The sequence below is a fragment of the Gorillibacterium sp. CAU 1737 genome, from assembly GCF_039888655.1.
GTDB lineage: Bacteria > Bacillota > Bacilli > Paenibacillales > NBRC-103111 > Gorillibacterium.
Genome location: NZ_JBDQQO010000001.1, coordinates 656,738 through 674,876, shown reverse-complemented (window position 1 = coordinate 674,876; position 18,139 = coordinate 656,738). Strand labels below are relative to the sequence as shown.

The window sequence follows — 18,139 nt, the reverse complement described above, 5'->3', positions numbered from 1 at the left end:
TAGGTTTTGCTCTAGCTAGTCAATTCATGAGTGATCGGGACTTTGGACAACGATTCTTTCACTTCATCAAGGGTACAGACTTGCGTTCCCGGCTTTGAGGCTGTCACCGTCCCCGCCGCCGAGGTCCAGCGGGCGATTGCTTCCGCATCCAGCTCCTGTAGAATACCGTAGACCAATGCCGCTACCATCGAATCTCCTGCCCCTACCGTACTCTGCGGGGTAATGGGGAACGGCTTTGCGGCAATCGCTTGCTCTGCCGTAATGAGGAGCGAGCCCTCTCCTCCCATGGAGACCAGCACGCAGGTGATGCCCCGGTCGATCAGGGTTCGGGCTGTGCGGATGATGGCTTCTGTCGAGTCCAGCTTTTGCTGGACGAGCCGCTCCAGCTCATGGATGTTGGGCTTGATGGCATAAGGTACTGCTTTGACTCCGGCCGCTAGTGCCTCTCCATCCGCATCGAGGATGACGGCGGCCCCTTGCTCATTAGCGAGCTCGATCAGCCGTCGGTAGTAATCAGGCGGGGCTCCCGGCGGGAGGCTCCCCCCCAGGACCACCACAGAGGCTTGCTCAGCGGCCTGCTTGAATTCGTTTTCAAAGCGCCGCAAGGTTTCCTCATCCACAGGAACGCCCGGCTCGTTTAGCTCGGTGGTTTCCTTGGTGGATTCGTCGACGATCTTCAGGTTCACCCTCGTCTCCCCTGGTGTTTCCAGAAGCTTGGATGGGATGCCCGCCGCATTCAGCTTTTCGCGGATGACGTTACCCTGATGCCCGGCAGCGAAGCCCCAGGCTTCTACGGGGATGCCAAAGCTATTCAATACTTTCGCGACATTGATGCCCTTGCCGCCGGCGTCTACCCGCATCTGCTGGACCCGGTTCAATCCGCCGTATTCAAAAGCGGGCAAGGTTACGGTTTTATCGATCGCCGGATTCAGCGTAACCGTCAATACGGGACCCGTTCGTCTCATGTTCATCTCCTCCTGATTCGACCCGCCGGGCTTCAATCCCGACGGCTTCCAGTTCAGCCAGAGCGGCTCCAGAGAGGCTGCCATCTGTAATGACCGTCGTGACATCCTCTAGACTTCCGAACCGGGCGAAGCTGACGTGGCCGTATTTGCTGTGATCCGCCAGCAATATGACCTGCCTGGCCGATGCAATCATGCGCTCTTTCGTTGCGGCCTCGATTACATTCGGGGTGGTCAGCCCGTTGTCGGCATCAAACCCGTTCGTTCCGAGAAACAGCTTGTCGAACCGCAAAGCGCCAATGGTTTTCTCGGCGAAGGGGCCGACCATGGCCATCGTCTCGGGGCGAAGCATCCCTCCGGTAAGAACGAGCTCGATATGGGCCTCGTTCGACAGCTCATAGGCTGCCATGACCGAGTTGGTGGCCACCCGAAGCGTGCCCGAGAAGCCCTTCAATAGCTTGGCAAGCTCGTAGGTGGACGTTCCCGAATCCAAAAACAACGAGTCCCCTGGTTCCACCATAGCCAGTGCTGCCTGCGCGATGGCCTTCTTCTGATCCTGGTAGCGGTCCCCCTTCTCCACGAAGGTCGGCTCCACCGCCTCCAGCTGCTTAAGAGCCACGGCTCCCCCATGCGTACGCCGCAGCAGCTTCTGTGCCTCCAGATCGCGCAAATCCCTTCGAATGGTGGATTCCGAGACTTGAAAATGCTGGGCGAGCTCCGGAACCGAGGCCCGTCCTTGCTGCATGACATACTCGGCTGTTGCTTGCTTGCGTTCTTCTTCAAATAGCATGGAGTGAATCCCTCCCGACTATGCTGTTGCTCATTTGTGATGATGTATATCTGTATTCGCTTACATAAAGTGTTTGTCTTGCTCATTTATGATTATAAGTACTCATCATTTTTTTGTAAAGCGCTTTCCGAGAATAAATGAGCAAAAAATCAGCAAATACAATCAGATATGAGCTTACTTAGCCTTATATCGTCATGCACCCCTTTATTCAGCACTCATCGTCGATGCTCCCTGGTCCACGAGTCGGACCTTCGCCTCGATGCGAATGGGAATATTCCCGAACTCCTCATCCCACTGCGGCTTCACCTCCCGCCACTTTTTGGTGTTTTGCAGGCGCAATGCGTTACCAAATCCGGCGACCTCTACATGCAGATGATGCATTCGGTCGACCGTTCCTTGCGCAAGGGCTTGAATCTCCTTCGCCGTCTCCTTCTCGATTTCGTGCACAAGGCCAGGATTCCCTTTATCTTGAACGGAGCGATAGCTTTCCGATAACCGACCGCTTGTAGTGATAGAGACGCGGAACGACAGTTTTCCCTTTCGAAGCATCGCCTTGATCTTGCTGTTCGCCGATAAAACCTCGTATTGGATAGGTTGATTGCCTGGGCTCGGCTTGCATTTGACGATGCCTCCCTTCACCTCTCCGCGCAGCCACTGAAGCCCTTCGACCTCTTTTTCGGTGAGGTAGCCGCCGTAGGTTTGGCTTCCTCCCTTAATAATCCCGGCTCCTGCGATCTTCACTTGCTTGTTGGCCGTCAGCACGTTCGGCAGCACAAAGCTGCTTTCGTTGCGCAGAGGACCGATGATTTTTGCCAGTGTCATCGGCTTGACCAGCCGAGCTGTCTTGTTGCGATTTTTGAGAATATCGCGCAGGCTAATCGCAGGGATTTGATCCGGTACGGTAGTCGTACGCAGCGCATCGGCTGCCTTTCCTGTGCTGATGAAGACTTGCGGACTAAGCCGCACGTCATTGTCAGCCAGCAAGAAATCAAGCAAATCATGCATCGGGAACTTCTCCAGCAGCTTGGAGCTAATGATGATGCTCTTCAGATGAAAGCCGGCGGACGAATTGGCCCTCAGGTTAACCTCCCGAATGATTTCCAGAATGGACTCCCCTGTTTGCTCGAGGTTGAAGTAGGTTTTAGGGGCACCCGACGATTCAGAGCCGCCGGACGAGCCCCCGCTTTGAGGCAGGGCGAATTGCACCGTTCGCTGGATGATCGGTTTCTCGGGGGTGCTGCCAATCGGTTTTTGCTTCACTTCGTCTCCGCCTGGCTCGACCAGATCGAAGGCAACGCCAATGTCCAGATTCCGGTCTTCAATCGCGGCTCCGCTCCAGCAGCCCGTCAGCAAGCCAGCCATACCCGCGATGACAAACAGGCAAACCCAACCCTTGCGCTTCCCTCCATCATCCATGCCTCCAACTCCTCGCCTTAGCAATCAAGAGAAGCAGCACAGAAGCAATGGAAAAGAACAGGAAGGACACCAACCCGAGCAACTGACCGACGGCAAACAAGTCCGAGATGCCCTTGGGCAATAGAGAGAGGAGAAAAACCAGGGGAAGAAGGATGAACAGAGCGGCGGCTATCGGCAGACGTAATACCTTGGATACGCCAAGCGCGGCCAAATAATAGCAGATGCTGAAGGTGATGAAAACCTGCATGATCCAGATCGACAGCAGGAGCGATTCAAGACGCTCCAGAAACAGAAAACTCAGCTCGACGCCTCGAATGACATCCACAAACGGCCAGGTTCTCGTCACCACACCTTTTACTGAGAAAGCTCCAATGCTGACGATTACGGAAGCCACGTAAAAGAACAGGGTGATGCCAATCCCGTATCCGACGACCTTCCTTCCTTCGCGGGGCTTCTCCATTTGATAGAGGATAAACAGCAGGCACTCGTGCCCGGAAAAGGAAAAGAGCGTCGTTCGTAACGTTCGGATAACAGGCATGGCTCCTTCCGACAGAACAGGCCGGAGATAATTCGAATCGAACAGGAAGAGGCCGATCAAGCAAATGACCGTCAAGGCGCAGAGAAAGATGGGAACGACCACTTGACACATCTTACCGATGGCAAATAGACCACCGGCACACATATAGAGAGACAGCCATAAGAAAACGCTGGATATCGCCCAGGTAGGCGTCCCTTCCAGCAGGAGGAAGGAGGTTACCTCGTTCACGGAGCGCAGCTCAAATCCGGCAAAAACGAGAAAGTAGATCACAAGAAGCAGTCCGATTGCCTTCCCTGCCCACGACCCGATCAGCCTTTGAATGAACTCATAGAACGTCTGCTGCGGATAGCACTCCGCCAGCTTGACCATGATCCACGAGATGAATGCGTAAAACAACCCGCTGATGATGATCGATATCCAAACATCCGGCACCTTCCCCGTTTGAGCAACCTCCCGAGGAAGCGTCATCAGCTCCGAGCCCATCATGGAGCCAATGAACAGGAAAAGGGCTTGTCCCGTCGTCAATCGTTCGTTTTTCTTATCCAGTTCCATGACATCGCTCCTTCCAGTTCTTATTTCCGTTTCCTCGATTGGCTCCGAAACACAGCTGGTCGATTTCTCATGAAGCGCAGGGGAGCTCGCAGGAAGAAGTCCTTCCAATCCCCATAGCTCTTCGGCGCCAGCATCTGCGTATAAGGGACACCAAAGCTTCGAAGCCTCGTCATGTGAATGCACAGCAGGAGGAAGAACATGATCAATCCATACAGACCGAACAGGGCAGCCGAGAACATGGCAGGGAACCGGAGCATCCTCATGACGATTCCTGCGCTATAGATCGGCGCTACGAAGGACGAGATGGCGGTGGCCGAGACGATGATGACCAGAATCGGACTGACAATTCCCGCGTTAACCGCTGCTTGGCCGATGATCAACCCGCCGACAATTCCCATCGCAGGACCGATCGGCTTCGGCAGCCGCAGGCCTGCTTCTCGTAAAATCTCAATGGACACCTCCAGGATCAGCACCTCGATCAGGGTTGTGAAGGGGACTCCTTTTCGAGTACTGACGATCGACAGCACCAGCTTCGTCGGAAACAGCCCCGGGTGAAAGGAGATGAACGCGATATAGAGTGCAGGAGCAAACAAGGAGATCCAGGTCGCGACAAATCGCAGCATGCGGATGAACGAGCTGGGCAGCCATCGTTCGTAGTAGTCCTCCGGCGATTGCAGCATCATGGAAAAGGTAACCGGCACCAACAGCGCAAATGGAGAACCATCCAGCAGGAGGGCGACTCTTCCTTCCAGCAAGGCTGCGATGACTCGATCGGGCCGTTCGGTATTTTGAACCTGCGGAAAAGGACTGAGGAAGTCGTCCTCGATCCATTGCTCGACATACCCCGTCTCCAATACTTCGTCCATCTCAATGGCTTGAACACGCCGCTTGACCTCTTCCACCAGCTCGGGGTCGGCAATGTCTTTGAAGTACGCCACGATCAAGGTTTTCTCAACCTTGGTTCCCACCCGGAAGGATACCATCGCCAAATGCTTGCTTTTCCCCTGCCTTCGCAGCATAGCGGTATTGTCGCTGAGCGCTTCCGTAAAGCCAATTCGCGGACCGCGCAGGATCGATTCGGAGATCGGATCCTCTATCGAACGGGTGTTGCCTCTCGACGAGCCCAAAATCAGCACCCCGGGCAGCCCTTCCAGTAAAAGAACGGTGGATCCAAACAGCACACTCGTCAATGCGGTCTCCACATCGGGGACAGCCTCCATTTCGGAAACGAGCAGCACCTGCTCCATCAGCAGCGTTCTCAAGTCTCCCCCTGTTGGGAGGTTCTCCCCTTCCGTTTGGTTGGCCCACTCCAGTAAAGGCCGCATGACAAACTGGTCCAGGCTGGGCTTATCCGTCAATCCGTTCAAAAAGAACAAGGTTGCGGGAGCTTTCAAGTTTTTCAAATATAGAGAATGCTCATTCACATCCGCCATATCTTGAGACGCATCTCGGAATTGCTGCAGGAATCCTCGATACTCCCCCGGAGCGTCATTCAGGAGGCCTTGCTCTTGAGATGGCGCCGCACCGCTGTCCTCGATTGGATCGGCCTCAAGCGGCCCCGTGCGGCTCATCCCAGCGGTACCCTTTTCGTAGCTGCGCAGTTTTCGCACCGTGAGCATGATCAGAAGAGGAACGAGGGTGATCCACCCCGCCTGAATAAACATGCTCAGCTTTAAGGGAGTGAGGAATAAGGAACTCTGCATGAAGGCCTCCAAATGGATAAGGTTTCCTTAGTATTTTCATGTTCCATCCAAAAAAATACCGCCCGCTTCATCGCTTCAAAAAGAAACGATAAAACGGACGGTTTAGGTTTGTTCTCTTTCGTACTAATCCATGCAGGCCACGAGTATGGCTCCCTCACCTGCATAGGTTCCGATGACCGGTCCCATCTCCGAGAAGATGATATCCTTGAAGGGGTACTTGGACAGGATCGTTCGCATGACTTCCTTGGCCTTCTGCTCGCAGTTGCTGTGGGCGATGCCAAGCACCGTCTTTTCTGCGTTCTTGACCGTCTCCCCGATCCGGTCGATCATCTTCAGGATCGCGTTCTGCGAGCCGCGCACCTTCTCCACGACTTCGAGACTGCCTTCCGCACTCGCTTTCATGATCAGCTTGATATTAAGAACAGAGGCGATCGCTCCGCGGACATGGTCCAGGCGCCCCCCCTTGACGACATTCATTAGCGTATCCAGTACGAAGTAGTTCTTCACCTCCGGAATGCTTTTGCCGATGTACTGGAGCAGCTCCTGCAGGGAGCTTCCCTGCTTGGCAAGACGAGCGGCCTGGTACACCAATAAACCGAGACCGAGAGAAGCGTTCTTGCTGTCGATCACATGAATGCGTTCTCTACCCGAGCTCTCCTCCTCCACAAGCTGCTTTCCCATGACCGCATGCTGGTAAGTTGCACTGAGCGCAGAAGACAAGGAGATGCAGATGATATCATCGGCTTCGTCCACTGTCTGAAACTGCTCATAGAAGGCATGCGGAGAAGGACTGCTCGTCTTCGGGAGCTCCTTCTCGGTTTTCATTTTCTCGTAAAAGACTTGCCGATCCATCGTAGAAGGGAATTGCTCGTGCTTGAAGCATACGAATAAAGGAACTTGGATGATATCAAATTCTTCCATTATCGCCTGAGGCAAATCTGCACTTCCGTCGGTAACAATTCGTACGGCCATTCATCAATCTCCTTTTTTGCCAAAGCTCGCTGCCTGGCTTCCCTTATCGTAACCCATTCCAGCCAAAAAAGAAATTGTACGGAAGGGAAACTCTCACCCTGTACGAAAGGGCAAGCGCCCTATTATCGAAAGCGATTAAAAGATTTTTCCAGCTCAAGCAGCTGATTCAGCTTCCATTCCGATCCACCCGAATCAAGCGCTGCGTCATAAAGCCTTATGAACAAACAGCGCAAAAAATGCTTACGGTTCGTGTTCCGGGTATAGCTTTCCAAGCTCCTGGATTGCGCCGGCTCCATCTGCTTCAACCATTCGCAAACCGTGTCAAAGGATACCTTCTCCTTCTCCAGCATCGAGACAATGATCGTAGCAAGCCGCTCGTCCTCTTCCCGCTGGTAGACTTCCTCCGGCCTTTCGAGGAGAGCACGCATCCCCACCCAGATCTCGGCACACTCCTCGCCGCCTGCATGACGGCTCAACGCGCATTCGTCGAGGGCATCCGCCACATGCGCAGCGGAGTGCGCCCATCCTTTGCCCTCTACATATCCGCGAAAGTCGTTTTCCTGCTGACAATAATGGACGAGAGCTTGCAATGTATTTTGAAAGCGATCTCTCGATAAATAGGATTCACGGTTATCGCGCGCAAGGAGCAAGGCAATCAGCAAGGAGCTGAATGTACGCTTGAAGACGTGATCGCCCTCCTTCTCTCCGATCCCGAGGAACAGCCCCCGACCCGACAGTGATTCTTGCAAGAGTTCATCCAACTGAGGCTTGCCCCGTTCATCCTCCTGCATCACCCACGAGGACAGAAAGGAATAGGCCCCTTCCCGTGTATCCGAATCGGTCGCTCCCAGCTCGCTTACCTTTTGCTTGACTTGCTCCCATCCCTGTTGGTGAACCTCTGTCTCGTTCAATTGATCCACTCCTTATCTTGAAGGAAAATTCTCTCACGCTGCTCGCACTCTATTAAAATACCATTTGCTTTTCCATTTGTAGAGCTGCTTTTCTATATAAAAAAAGCTCCCCCTCCCTCTATTCGGCTTAAAACCGGATAAAGGTGGGGGAGTCCACTTCTTGATCAATCATTAGGTTCCTTCTCCATGCGAATTAAGGCTTGCGATTCCGGAAGGCACTTGCTCCTTCACAAGAACGCTAGTAGTCGAAGCGCTGATAACGAGGACCAGCAACAAAGCCGACATCCATTTTTTCATTTTGAATCACCCCCTCCATTATGGTTTCATATCGTTCGACCTGGTTTCTGCTCACTTGGTCTCTGCATTTTTCAAACCAGGCCGCACATACGATGGCAAGATGCTTGTTGTTTGAGGAAAAGCATTGCTGCAGGGCCAATAGCAAGTAATCGATTCCCTCTTCCAGACGTCCTCGGGTGATGCTGTAGATCGCCAGTCCATACAGAAGCTGCGTGCAATGGTTCCGATGAAACGAAGGAGCGTAATAAGTGCGGCCCTCGTCCTCATCCATTCGGGTTACCAGCTCCGTAATATCCTGTTGAAAGTACGGCAGGATGGTATCGATATTCTCTTGATGATAGAGCGAGGATTCCAGTAACGTGAGCAGCCCCGGCAGCTTCTCCTCGGGATGACGATCCAGAAACGCTAGATACTCCGACAGGTACTCGAATTTCCCCATGAGGATGTACAAGTTGAGTCGATTGGCATCGGCAAAGATGGAAAAGCGTCTCACGTCTTCCCGGCCGCTATCATCGAGATCATCAAACCAGCTTAAATCCTGATAGGCGGACACGTACTCTAGCGCCTGCTCAAACTTGCCTTGCTTCTCGAGGGTGTTGCCGCATAACAAGTAGCTATGTCCATAATATACCACTAAATGTCTTTCTATGGAATACTCTGTCTTATTTTCCTTTCTTTTGCGGTTTTTATTTCGATTTAAGATTAATTTAACGAGAGACAGCATCTCCGCAGCCAAGTCCCTCACCTCATCCCATTTGTGAAGGAGGAAGCAAGCATTGGCCAGATGCAGCAATCCGTCCAACTGGTAAGGCTCCGGCAGCCGCCTTCGAAAGGGAGCAAAACGCATTACCGCTTCCTGATAACCCTCCACATCCAGCTTCTTGCTGATCTCGGCCCGGAACCAGCGGTAGTGGCTGATCGCAAAGCGTTCCGAGTGCTGCTTGATCTCATTCTCAATCACACATCGATAAAACGGAATCGAATCTGTTCTTCGTCCCTCCAGAAACAGCTCCTCCGCCATTTTAAACACCGCTGCGAGGTGTTGGGGCTCCTCCATAAGCCGATCCAGGATGGTATTGACCAAATCATGCTTCTTCAGATCCAGGCAGCGAAGCAGGAGAGCCTTGATCCGTCGCCAATGAGCCTTCCCCTCCTGGAAGCATTCTTCGATGTACTCCGGGTACAGCCATCCTTCAGGATGATCGAGCGCAAGAGCTAGCCGGTCCATTAACGAAATGGGGATCGGCTTCGATAGACGGTTAAGGCTTCCGCTTAGCAGGCCGCGGTTAACCGACATTTTTTGAGATAGGCTGGAAAGCGTATAGCCCTGCGCTTCTATTTCCTTCTTTATCTCCTGATAGAGATCGCGTTTCTCGAAATGCATCGGATGGAGCATGTCTTTTTTTTCACCTCTGCGAACACTTTACCCTATCATTATCATAATTTTCATATAATTGGTACTTCCCGTATCAAAAGTGTATACCAAAATCATTAAAACATCAAGAATAATATTCATAAATCTCTATTTCTAGTTTTCTATGACAAAAAGGCACCCTCCTCGCAAGGAAAGCACCTATTTACATGTAAAGATTCTTTTTCTCTCTTTTTGGTAACTACAACTAAAATGAGGAAGAGAAAAGAAAAAAAGAGGTTTACGAAGACGATGGATGGTAGCATAGAAGAGAAACGAAAAGAAATGCATGAGCTGGCACAGAAGTATGGGATATCCGATCCCCGCGTGCTCAAGAAATCAAGAGAGCTGGACCGGCTGCTGAATGGGTTTACACGGCGGCTGGAGCCCAAGATACCCCTGGAGCGAGAACCGTGACGGTTGCTTCTCTTGTCCTCTCATCTCCGCTTTCAGGAAGGATCTCCTAAGCTATCATGCGACTTATCCATGGACAGTAAGCTGGGAGTGAATGGATTGAAGGAAGATGTTCTTGAATTAATAAACGAATGTAAGGCGGAGTATCATCCTCTGATCCTAGCGGATCTACTCTCTCTGCCTCTCTTTATTAAATCAGAAGCTCCTTGCTCATGTCTTTAGGGATAGAAGAGTGTATTCTGAAAACAAACACTGTAGGGAAGACATTGAGACACTGCTTGTTGAGATCAGTCTATGGCATGTCTAAAAAATACCACTTGTCATTTGGTTTTGGGAACCAATGATCAAGTGGTATTTATTTTCTATGGAATTTAAGAATTGGATTTGGTTCCATCTCTACCCTCATTCACTTCTTAAGAAGATCCCTTCCTGGTTGCTGTCGATCTTAACCTGCTTATCTTTCACGATCCACTCATCACTCTTTTCCACAAAAAAGTGATACCCGCCGATGGATTCGACAAAGGCAGGATCAATCGGAGTGGCCGTCATGTTAATCCCTGCTGAAAATGCGTCGCTGCCGCCTCCCGCATACTTTGCATAAATTCGTACCTGTTGGCCATCCTGGAATCCCCATTCCTCTTGAAAGGTTTGGATTGCGGCATCCGAGATCGTAAGTTTCATTTGGATTCCCCTCTTTCTCTTTATTAGTGCTAATTAAGAATGACGACTTCCGGCTCTGGAACAAAACCAAAGTTCCGATGGATTTCGTCTATGATAACGGTTAACAAAGAAGCGATATCCTGAGCGCTTGCCTGGTTGCTGTTCACAATGATATTGCCATGATGCGGTGAAATCATCGCTCCTCCGTGGGTAAGTCCTTTCAGATTGAGCTGCTCCACCAAGGCCCCAATGGGCGTACCATAATCGTAATTGTTCTTGAATACGGAACCACAGGACGGATAAGAGAAATGATACTTGCCGTTGCGATATTGTTCAATTCGATTCAGCGTATCGGGAATAGGGGTCCCTTTATCCTCAAGCCCTTTCACTTCTTGCGAAAAGAAATCGTAAAAGGTCTTCAGATTTGCTGAATCCGGTAGATCCAGCCACCGATTTAACGCCATTTGCAAATCATGCTCTTTCTCTCCGGCAGGGGTTACCGTCAGTTCCGCTCCAAGAATGAGCCAGTTGTGCTCTTGAAAAATGGACTTTTTATAGCCGTACTGACAGTCGCAGACCTCGATCCATTGGGGGATCAACTGATCCTGGTCCAAATCGAGGAAGCAAACACGTTTTATCACATCGCTGATTTGGAACTGCTCAAACTTGGCATTCATATAAATCCCTGCACCCAAACTCCCTGGCAGCAGATAGGTTCTCTCAAAGTCGGGAATACGAGAATGAAGGCCGACAAGGGCCAGCATGGACATGGGGACCCCCGCGGAAACAAACCAGGAAGCTGCGCGGTTTTCCCAATAAGCAAGCCTTTTTAACGAGATGTATACATGGTCTTCGCGAGGACGATCGGGAAAAAGCAGGTTTGAGCCCATTCCGAATATCGTATAGGCCTGACCATGTGATTTGCACGCTTGCAATACGGCGATTAATTCATCTTGCGAAGGTGGTGCTGAAAAATAGTGAGCCGTTCCGCCTATTTGATAGGAGCAGTGCCGGGCAAGCAACTCTTGTTTAAACATCTTCCATTCCCTCCATGATTCCCTTTCATCCTTCCATCTACATTATCATCTTATCCAATTGAACGAAATTATCCAAGTCCAGCAAGCCGGCGGGGCAAAATTACCATACAAAAAAGACGTTCCTGTCAGCCAGGACGTCTTTTGGGCTCTTCCTTTATTCGTTAGGCAAGGAAGCGTTTGATTAATTCCTCGTTTGACCCGTGAAATAGAGGGTATTGGCGTAGATTCTATTGCCGATGACGGTCGAATACCACATTGTCTACGGAACACTGCTAGCCGTCAGATAGGATTACTTTTCCGCCAGATTTCCTTATCTTACCTTGCCCTCTCCTGATGTCGTGTGCTATGTATGGGAATGACGTTGAACGGAACTGACGATAATGAGGTGAATCAAAAATGAAACTCATCCACAAGGTATTGGTTTCCACCCTTTGCCTGACTCTGCTTGGCCACTCGGCAAGCTCCCTCCATGCAGAAGAAACGAAAGCCGCTGAAGCTTCCAAGCAAGTATTGAAATGGACCGTGAACCTGGACAAAATCAATGGAATTCAAAAGTACGGCTACTCCGATCCACAGCTTGCAAAGGACGGGACAAGCTACTTCATGTCGAGGCCCGTGAACGGCTCAGCCTTTAGCAGCCTTATCTCCATCTCCGCGAGCGGAAAGGTGAACTGGGTTTATCGGGTTGCCCTTAAAGATATCAGTTATAACGTCGTTTCTCCGGGCAATCTATTTCGCGCCACCCCGGACGGGAATGTCTTCATGGAATATCATACCGAGAACGACATCACGGTCCAACGGATTGGTACAGACGGTAAACCGAAAGCGGAATATCGAATGACCGGCGCCATCAAGAACTTCAATGCTTTCCGCATAACTTACCTGAACGGAGGCATCCTCTATGCCGCTAGAGCCGAAAAGGATGGAACGATCCGTCTGGTTCAGTATAACGCGCAAGGCAAGGTGATTTGGCAGAAGCCTGTAGGAAAGGGATTTCAACAGGCACCCAAAGGAACCTTTAGTGTAACGCATGACATGGAGATCATCGACAATCATGTGGTGGTACACCAAGCCTCCTATGTTGAGGTTTATAACTTGAAAGGCGACAAGCTGTGGAGAATATCCAAAAAGACAAATGAGCGCTACAGCCCTCGCTTCTTAAGCGATGGTTCGGCTGTTGCTGAAGTGAGAACCATCGAGAAAGGCGCCAGTGTTGCGACGAGATTGGTTGGGATCCACAATACCGGAAAAACCAGATGGACCCTTCAAGCCGATGCAGGCAGCAACCTATACCGATTCGGGAATTCTTTCGTCTACACGAACACGAACGCGGACGGCCGAGACCGTCAACTGACGGCAATCGACCCCGCCACTGGTAAGACAACCGCAAGCTTCTCTTCTCAAGTGCTGGCGGTTATGAACAAGAGCTACTACGAAGGAAGGGATTATATGGCGGATCCCTACCTGTTCCTAGGCGAGTACAATTCCAATTACAAGAATACAGGCTATCGCTTGCTGGACCCGGTAACCTTGAAGCCCGTACCCCTTCCTGTGGATTTGAATGTTTTTTCGAAGCGCGATACCATCACCGCGCAACTGAAGCCTCTGTATCTTCAGCAAGGCAGTCAGCCTTATGTTTTGTACTGGAACTCCTATGAGCTTCGTCGATATGATCTATAACTGGATTACGGAAATGAGAAAGCGCCATTCCCGGAGGAATGGCGCTAATAGCCATGACACGTTCAAACCTTGCCTGTAAGGCTTCAGCTCACCTTATGCTCAATCCGCAGCTTGTCGGCGACCATCGCGATGAATTCGCTGTTGGTTGGTTTCGACTTGCTGATATTGATCGTGTAGCCGAAGATAAAGCTGATGCTGTCGATATTGCCGCGCGTCCAGGCGACCTCGATTGCATGGCGAATGGCGCGTTCCACGCGGGAAGGCGTCGTTTTGTATTTTTCGGCAATCGCAGGGTACAGCGTCTTCGTGATCGCACCCAGGATTTCGATGTTGTTGTACACCATTGTGATGGCTTCCCGGAGGTATTGGTAGCCCTTGATATGGGCAGGAACACCGATCTCATGAATGATGCTGGTGATGTTCGCATCCAGGTTCTTGCCCTTGTTCATCGGAACGACGTTGGTCTTGGAGGAGATCGAATGGGACACCGATGTTGGGGCGGTACCTGCGAGTTGACGAATCCGGTTTGTCAGCACGTCCATGTCGAACGGCTTCAGGATGTAATAAGATGCTCCGAGTTGAACAGCCTTCTGGGTGATGTTCTCTTGGCCAAACGCCGTCAGCATGATGACCTTGGGTTGCGGCTGCAGGTTCATTTCCCGAAGCTGCTCCAATACGCCCAAGCCATCCAGATGCGGCATGATGATGTCCAGAATGAGTACATCGGGAACTTTCTTCGCTTGTTCCATGAAGCGAATGACTTCATTCCCGTTATAGGCTACCCCCACAACAGACATATCTTCCTGATCGCTGATGAATTCCGATAATAAGTTTGTAAATTCCCGGTTGTCATCTGCCAAAACCACTTCGATCTTTTGCAAGTTAATATCCTCCTCTTTCCTCTTTTCGCCCCTTCCAGGATATGTATTCGACACGGCAAAGCAGATTCCTTCTGTCGAAACATTTTTTTATTTCATTTTTTTGAAAAATTGAGTATACTTAATAATTTTATCTTATTTCCGACTTCGATCGACACCATCTTCTCTGCTTCCCCTTGGTTTCATCCTGTTTGTGCAAAAGCCCCCGAATCGCCTGGCCCCTTTGCGGGAACCGACCGATGTCGGGAGCGATCCTCCTGTTCTAACTCGCGGTACGCTGGCTCTGGCCTGCAGACGCTTCCTCCATGAGACCCGCATCACGCAGCATCCATTCGATGAAGCAGCCATAGCCATTGGCCGGATTGTTGACGAACACGTGGGTGACTGCGCCGACCATCTTGCCATTTTGTATAATGGGACTGCCGCTCATCCCTTGCACGATCCCGCCGGTTCGCTCCAATAGCCGTTTGTCCGTTATCTTGAGGACAAGCCCTTTTGTCGCGGGAAAGTCTTGCCGGGAGACGTGCGTAATCTCGATGTCAAACTTCTCGACCTTCTGTCCGCTGACCACGGTGTAAATTTGCGCGGGCCCTGGTTTTACTTCGTGGGCGAAGGCAACGGGGATCGCCTGCTCCTGAACACCATGATCGGGAACGTCCTCCATTTTGCCGAAGATCCCGAAGGACGTATTCTTCTCGATGTTGCCAAGCGTCTTCCCTTCTCGGTAAAAGTGCGCGATCTTCTCGCCGGGGTCGCCATTTTGGCTTTTGGCGATCGACGTCACGTTGGAATGAACGATCTCCCCTCCGCCGACGGCAATCGGCATCTGGGTGTCCATGTCCGTGATCACGTGGCCTAACGCCCCATACGTTTGACGGTCCGGAGCGAAGAACGTCAAGGTTCCGACACCGGCCGCCGAATCGCGGATATAGAGCCCCAGCCGATAAGATCGGTCCAGAATGTCATAAGCCGGTTTGAGCTTGATGTTCAGCTTCTCCCCGCGTCGAATGACAACGAGGTTTAGCGGCTTGCCGCTTTTTCCGGCTTCCTCGGTGTAACGCCCGACCTTTTCCACTTCCTGAATGGGGACGCCATTCATGCTGATGATCATGTCCCCGAGTTGAAGCTTGGCTTCTTCCCCAGGTGAAACCTTTTGGTTGCCTGCAACAGTGATTTGATGATGGCCGACGATGAGGATACCGGCCGACTTCAGCTTCACGCCAATGGTCTGCCCCCCGGGAATTACCTTAACCTCCGGGATGACCTGGACATGCACGGTACGCAGAGGAATTTTTCCTACCTTGAACCGAAGATCCGTGTGACCGGCTTTGGCAGAGGCGACTTGAATGGGTTCTTTTAAGCTAACTTGGGAAAAATATTGATGGAGGCCGTTGACTTGAAGAACGTCTGGATGATCGACGGAGACTTGAGCCAGCACCGGCATGGAGAGGGGGAGCCGGGTTACCTGTCCGCTAAACATGCGGTAATGGGACGGCATGGTGCTCAAGCTTTGGAGAGGCGCGGAGAATCCCAAGAGGATGATCGCCAGGGAGAGGATGATACCCACCCATTGATACCGATTGCCGGAGTTCAAGCGGATCACGCTCCTTATCTTTACTGCCCGATGAGCGATGGATTTCGTCATCAGCGTAACTATAAGGTAACCCCGGCTGTTCGGTTTTATGAATCAAAATGTTACCGGGAAACCCGCGTCATTCCTGGGGTTTTCCCAACTTACGCAGGAGATTTCTGGCGGGCTGCCATGGAGATCATTTCCTCCGCATGGCGTTTCGTCGTCTCCGTTACCTCGACGCCGCCCAGCATCCGGGCAAGCTCCAGCACCCGGCCTTCGTGATCGAGTCGATACACCCTCGTATAGGTGCGTTCGTCTTCAACACCCTTTTGAATGAGGTAATGCTCATCCGCCATGCAGGCCACTTGCGGCAAGTGCGTAATGGAGAACACCTGGCAATCGGCTGACAGTCGGGACAGCTTCTCGGCAATGGCTTGAGCCGCTCGGCCGCTGACCCCGGTATCCACTTCGTCAAAGACGAGGACCGGAATGCGGTCGACCTTGGCGAAGATCGTCTTCATCGCCAGCATAATCCGGGACAGCTCACCACCAGAGGCGATTCGGCTGATGCTGCGGAGCGGTTCTCCCGGGTTCGCGGAAATGAGGAACTCCACGTCGTCGATCCCCGTGGGGGTTAACCGGATGTGACGACCCTCCAGCTCCGGTCCGCCCGCGTCGTCCATCTGTTCGATGCGAACGGCGAAGCGAGTGCGCTGCATCTGCAGCTCCTGCAGCTCGCGTTCAATCGCCTCCGCTAGCTCCTTTGCCGCTTGCTTGCGAAGAGCGGAGAGCGTAACAGCGGAATCAAGCAGCACCTTGCGTTCACGCTCCAGCTCGACTTGCAGCTTGGCGACATGCTCGTCTTTGTTGTCGATGAGCTCCAGCTCGTGCCGAATCTTCTCTACATAAGCCAGGATTTCTTCGACGTTGTCCCCGTATTTTCTTCGCAGGGTGGACAGCTCGTCCAGGCGGCGCTCAATCTGGTCGATACGCGCCGGATTGAATTCGATCTGATCGCGGTAATCCCGAAGCTGGAACGAAGCATCCTCGACCTGGTAATACGCGGATTGGATCTGCTCCAGCACCGGTTGAAGGATCGCAGGATCCAGGGCAGCAATGTCCTGAAGCTTCTGCATGGCCTTACCTAGTGCCTGAAGTCCCTTGCCGGTGGCTAGCACTTCATAAGAGTCGTGAACGCTCGAGAACAGCTTCTCCGCGTTTGCCAGCTTACGCTTCTCCTCGAGCAACTTTTCCTCTTCCCCCGGCTTCAGCTTGGCACCGGTAATCTCCTCCACCTGGAACCGATACAGGTCTTGCATCTGCAGAGCCTGCTTGCTGCTGTCCTGCAGTTCCCTCAATTGCCGGTGTATGGTCGTGTAGCGCTCATACGTTGCTTGATAGCTGGCGGATGCTTGTGCTACCGTTTCCCCGCCAAAAAGGTCCAGCCAGCCGATATGTCCTTCCGGGCGCATCAGCGACTGATGCTCATGCTGGCCATGGATGTTGACCAGCCATTCCCCGATTTCACGCAGCATCGTCTGGTTTACGAGTTGCCCGTTGATGCGGCTGGTGCTCTTGCCGGCCGTCGTCACTTCACGGCGGATCATGAGCGGCTCTGTGCGGTCCGCTCCAAGCCCGATCCCTTCAAGCGCTTGCCATGCAGGGTGATCCGGGTCCAGGTCGAACATGGCCTCCATCTCCGCCTTCTCATGACCGTACCGGACGAGGTCCGTGGAAGCACGTCCTCCCGCGATCAGGCCAAGCGCATCAATGATGATGGATTTCCCCGCGCCGGTCTCCCCTGTCAGAACTTGAAAGCCTCGGTCAAACGTCAGATGGACCGACTCAATAACCGCCAAATTGCGGATTGTCAATTCCCTCAGCAAGTTGAATCACCCCAGCAAACTCATGATTTCGTTTACAAATTCCTCGCTGCGTTCTTTGGTTCGACAGATGACCAGGATCGTATCGTCTCCGCAGATCGTGCCCATCATGCCTTCCCAATCCATGACGTCAAGGATGGCGCCGAGGGCATTCGCCGTTCCGGGCGTACACTTCATGACGACAAGGTTTTCCGTGAAGTCGATGCTCACGAATTGGTCCATCAGGGCCCGCTTCAGTCTTTGCTCCGGGTTAAACCGCTGCTCGGCCGGAACCGCGTACTTATAGCGGCCGTCGACGGTCGGCGTCTTGATCAGGTGCATTTCCTTGATGTCTCGGGAGACGGTGGCCTGCGTCACGTTAAACCCAGCTTCCCTCAGAGATTCAACGAGATCCTCCTGCGTTTCAATCTCCAAGGAAGTCAAAATTTCCTTGATCTTCAGATGTCGTTTTCCTTTCATACC

General features: G+C 52.1%; 16 protein-coding genes. 2 read left to right on the top strand and 14 right to left on the bottom strand.

All coding sequences use genetic code 11. From position 1 onward, the window contains the following. Positions 1 to 11 precede the first annotated feature (11 nt). From pfkB to AAFN83_RS03100, 8 genes are all read right to left on the bottom strand, one after another. Positions 12 to 965 carry a 1-phosphofructokinase gene (pfkB, locus tag AAFN83_RS03135; RefSeq protein ID WP_347766982.1) on the bottom strand — a complete coding sequence of 318 codons (954 nt, stop codon included), beginning with the start codon at positions 963 to 965 and terminating at the stop codon, positions 12 to 14. Next, positions 913 to 1,752 carry a DeoR/GlpR family DNA-binding transcription regulator gene (locus AAFN83_RS03130; protein ID WP_347766980.1) on the bottom strand — a complete coding sequence of 280 codons (840 nt, stop codon included), beginning with the start codon at positions 1,750 to 1,752 and terminating at the stop codon, positions 913 to 915. Before AAFN83_RS03130 ends, pfkB begins: the two co-directional genes overlap by 53 nt. 204 nt (positions 1,753 to 1,956) lie before the next feature. Further along, entirely contained in the window at positions 1,957 to 3,168 is a 1,212-nt protein-coding gene (locus AAFN83_RS03125) for a Ger(x)C family spore germination protein (RefSeq protein WP_347766978.1), read from the bottom strand. Then, entirely contained in the window at positions 3,161 to 4,258 is a 1,098-nt protein-coding gene (locus AAFN83_RS03120) for a GerAB/ArcD/ProY family transporter (protein ID WP_347766976.1), read from the bottom strand. Before AAFN83_RS03120 ends, AAFN83_RS03125 begins: the two co-directional genes overlap by 8 nt. Before the next feature lie 20 nt (positions 4,259 to 4,278). Beyond that, positions 4,279 to 5,961: a spore germination protein gene (locus AAFN83_RS03115; protein WP_347766974.1), complete on the bottom strand. Its 1,683-nt coding sequence runs from the start codon at positions 5,959 to 5,961 to the stop codon at positions 4,279 to 4,281. A 123-nt stretch (positions 5,962 to 6,084) separates the two neighbouring features. Continuing rightward, the gene (locus tag AAFN83_RS03110; protein WP_347766972.1) at positions 6,085 to 6,933 is read right to left on the bottom strand and encodes a DegV family protein; all 849 of its coding nucleotides are present in this window, start codon (positions 6,931 to 6,933) and stop codon (positions 6,085 to 6,087) included. Between the two features lie 122 nt (positions 6,934 to 7,055). Beyond that, on the bottom strand, positions 7,056 to 7,844 hold the full coding sequence (locus tag AAFN83_RS03105) for a DUF2785 domain-containing protein (protein ID WP_347766970.1): 789 nt from the start codon (positions 7,842 to 7,844) through the stop codon (positions 7,056 to 7,058). A 238-nt stretch (positions 7,845 to 8,082) separates the two neighbouring features. Continuing rightward, positions 8,083 to 9,537 (bottom strand): DNA-binding protein, encoded by a 1,455-nt coding sequence (locus tag AAFN83_RS03100; protein ID WP_347766968.1) that lies wholly within the window; start codon positions 9,535 to 9,537, stop codon positions 8,083 to 8,085. Between the two features lie 267 nt (positions 9,538 to 9,804). Between AAFN83_RS03100 and AAFN83_RS03095 the strand changes: the two genes are divergently transcribed. Then, positions 9,805 to 9,969 (top strand): aspartyl-phosphate phosphatase Spo0E family protein, encoded by a 165-nt coding sequence (locus tag AAFN83_RS03095; RefSeq protein ID WP_347766966.1) that lies wholly within the window; start codon positions 9,805 to 9,807, stop codon positions 9,967 to 9,969. 399 nt (positions 9,970 to 10,368) lie between these two features. Here the strand turns inward: AAFN83_RS03095 and AAFN83_RS03090 are convergent, their stop codons facing one another. Continuing rightward, positions 10,369 to 10,647: a HesB/YadR/YfhF family protein gene (locus AAFN83_RS03090; RefSeq protein WP_347766964.1), complete on the bottom strand. Its 279-nt coding sequence runs from the start codon at positions 10,645 to 10,647 to the stop codon at positions 10,369 to 10,371. A gap of 29 nt (positions 10,648 to 10,676) precedes the next feature. Beyond that, positions 10,677 to 11,663, bottom strand: a complete 987-nt coding sequence (locus AAFN83_RS03085) for a UDP-N-acetylmuramate dehydrogenase (protein WP_347766963.1) — start codon at positions 11,661 to 11,663, stop codon at positions 10,677 to 10,679. A 396-nt stretch (positions 11,664 to 12,059) separates the two neighbouring features. Here AAFN83_RS03085 and AAFN83_RS03080 point away from each other — a divergent pair, with 396 nt between their 5' ends. Continuing rightward, a complete protein-coding gene (locus AAFN83_RS03080) occupies positions 12,060 to 13,343 on the top strand; it encodes an outer membrane protein assembly factor BamB family protein (RefSeq protein WP_347766961.1) in 1,284 nt (427 codons plus the stop codon). A gap of 83 nt (positions 13,344 to 13,426) precedes the next feature. Here the strand turns inward: AAFN83_RS03080 and spo0A are convergent, their stop codons facing one another. The 4 genes from spo0A to ahrC form a co-directional block, all read right to left on the bottom strand. Next, positions 13,427 to 14,224, bottom strand: coding sequence for a sporulation transcription factor Spo0A (gene spo0A / locus AAFN83_RS03075; protein ID WP_347766959.1), 798 nt, complete (start codon positions 14,222 to 14,224; stop codon positions 13,427 to 13,429). Positions 14,225 to 14,483: 259 nt separating this feature from the next. Continuing rightward, positions 14,484 to 15,815, bottom strand: coding sequence for a SpoIVB peptidase (gene spoIVB, locus AAFN83_RS03070; protein ID WP_347766957.1), 1,332 nt, complete (start codon positions 15,813 to 15,815; stop codon positions 14,484 to 14,486). Between the two features lie 140 nt (positions 15,816 to 15,955). Then, complete coding sequence (gene recN, locus AAFN83_RS03065; protein ID WP_347766956.1) at positions 15,956 to 17,680, bottom strand: DNA repair protein RecN; 1,725 nt, start codon at positions 17,678 to 17,680, stop codon at positions 15,956 to 15,958. 6 nt (positions 17,681 to 17,686) lie between these two features. Next, a complete protein-coding gene (gene ahrC / locus AAFN83_RS03060) occupies positions 17,687 to 18,136 on the bottom strand; it encodes a transcriptional regulator AhrC/ArgR (RefSeq protein ID WP_347766954.1) in 450 nt (149 codons plus the stop codon). Positions 18,137 to 18,139 lie beyond the last annotated feature (3 nt).

Excerpts from the sequence above, each read along its gene's own strand:
- pfkB (WP_347766982.1), bottom strand. The coding sequence starts at position 965 with ATGAGACGAACGGGTCCCGTATTGACGGTTACGCTGAATCCGGCGATC.
- AAFN83_RS03130 (WP_347766980.1), bottom strand. The coding sequence starts at position 1,752 with ATGCTATTTGAAGAAGAACGCAAGCAAGCAACAGCCGAGTATGTCATG.
- AAFN83_RS03125 (WP_347766978.1), bottom strand. The coding sequence starts at position 3,168 with ATGGATGATGGAGGGAAGCGCAAGGGTTGGGTTTGCCTGTTTGTCATC.
- AAFN83_RS03120 (WP_347766976.1), bottom strand. The coding sequence starts at position 4,258 with ATGGAACTGGATAAGAAAAACGAACGATTGACGACGGGACAAGCCCTT.
- AAFN83_RS03115 (WP_347766974.1), bottom strand. The coding sequence starts at position 5,961 with ATGCAGAGTTCCTTATTCCTCACTCCCTTAAAGCTGAGCATGTTTATT.
- AAFN83_RS03110 (WP_347766972.1), bottom strand. The coding sequence starts at position 6,933 with ATGGCCGTACGAATTGTTACCGACGGAAGTGCAGATTTGCCTCAGGCG.
- AAFN83_RS03100 (WP_347766968.1), bottom strand. The coding sequence starts at position 9,537 with ATGCTCCATCCGATGCATTTCGAGAAACGCGATCTCTATCAGGAGATA.
- AAFN83_RS03095 (WP_347766966.1), top strand. The coding sequence starts at position 9,805 with ATGGATGGTAGCATAGAAGAGAAACGAAAAGAAATGCATGAGCTGGCA.
- AAFN83_RS03090 (WP_347766964.1), bottom strand. The coding sequence starts at position 10,647 with ATGAAACTTACGATCTCGGATGCCGCAATCCAAACCTTTCAAGAGGAA.
- AAFN83_RS03085 (WP_347766963.1), bottom strand. The coding sequence starts at position 11,663 with ATGTTTAAACAAGAGTTGCTTGCCCGGCACTGCTCCTATCAAATAGGC.
- AAFN83_RS03080 (WP_347766961.1), top strand. The coding sequence starts at position 12,060 with ATGAAACTCATCCACAAGGTATTGGTTTCCACCCTTTGCCTGACTCTG.
- ahrC (WP_347766954.1), bottom strand. The coding sequence starts at position 18,136 with ATGAAAGGAAAACGACATCTGAAGATCAAGGAAATTTTGACTTCCTTG.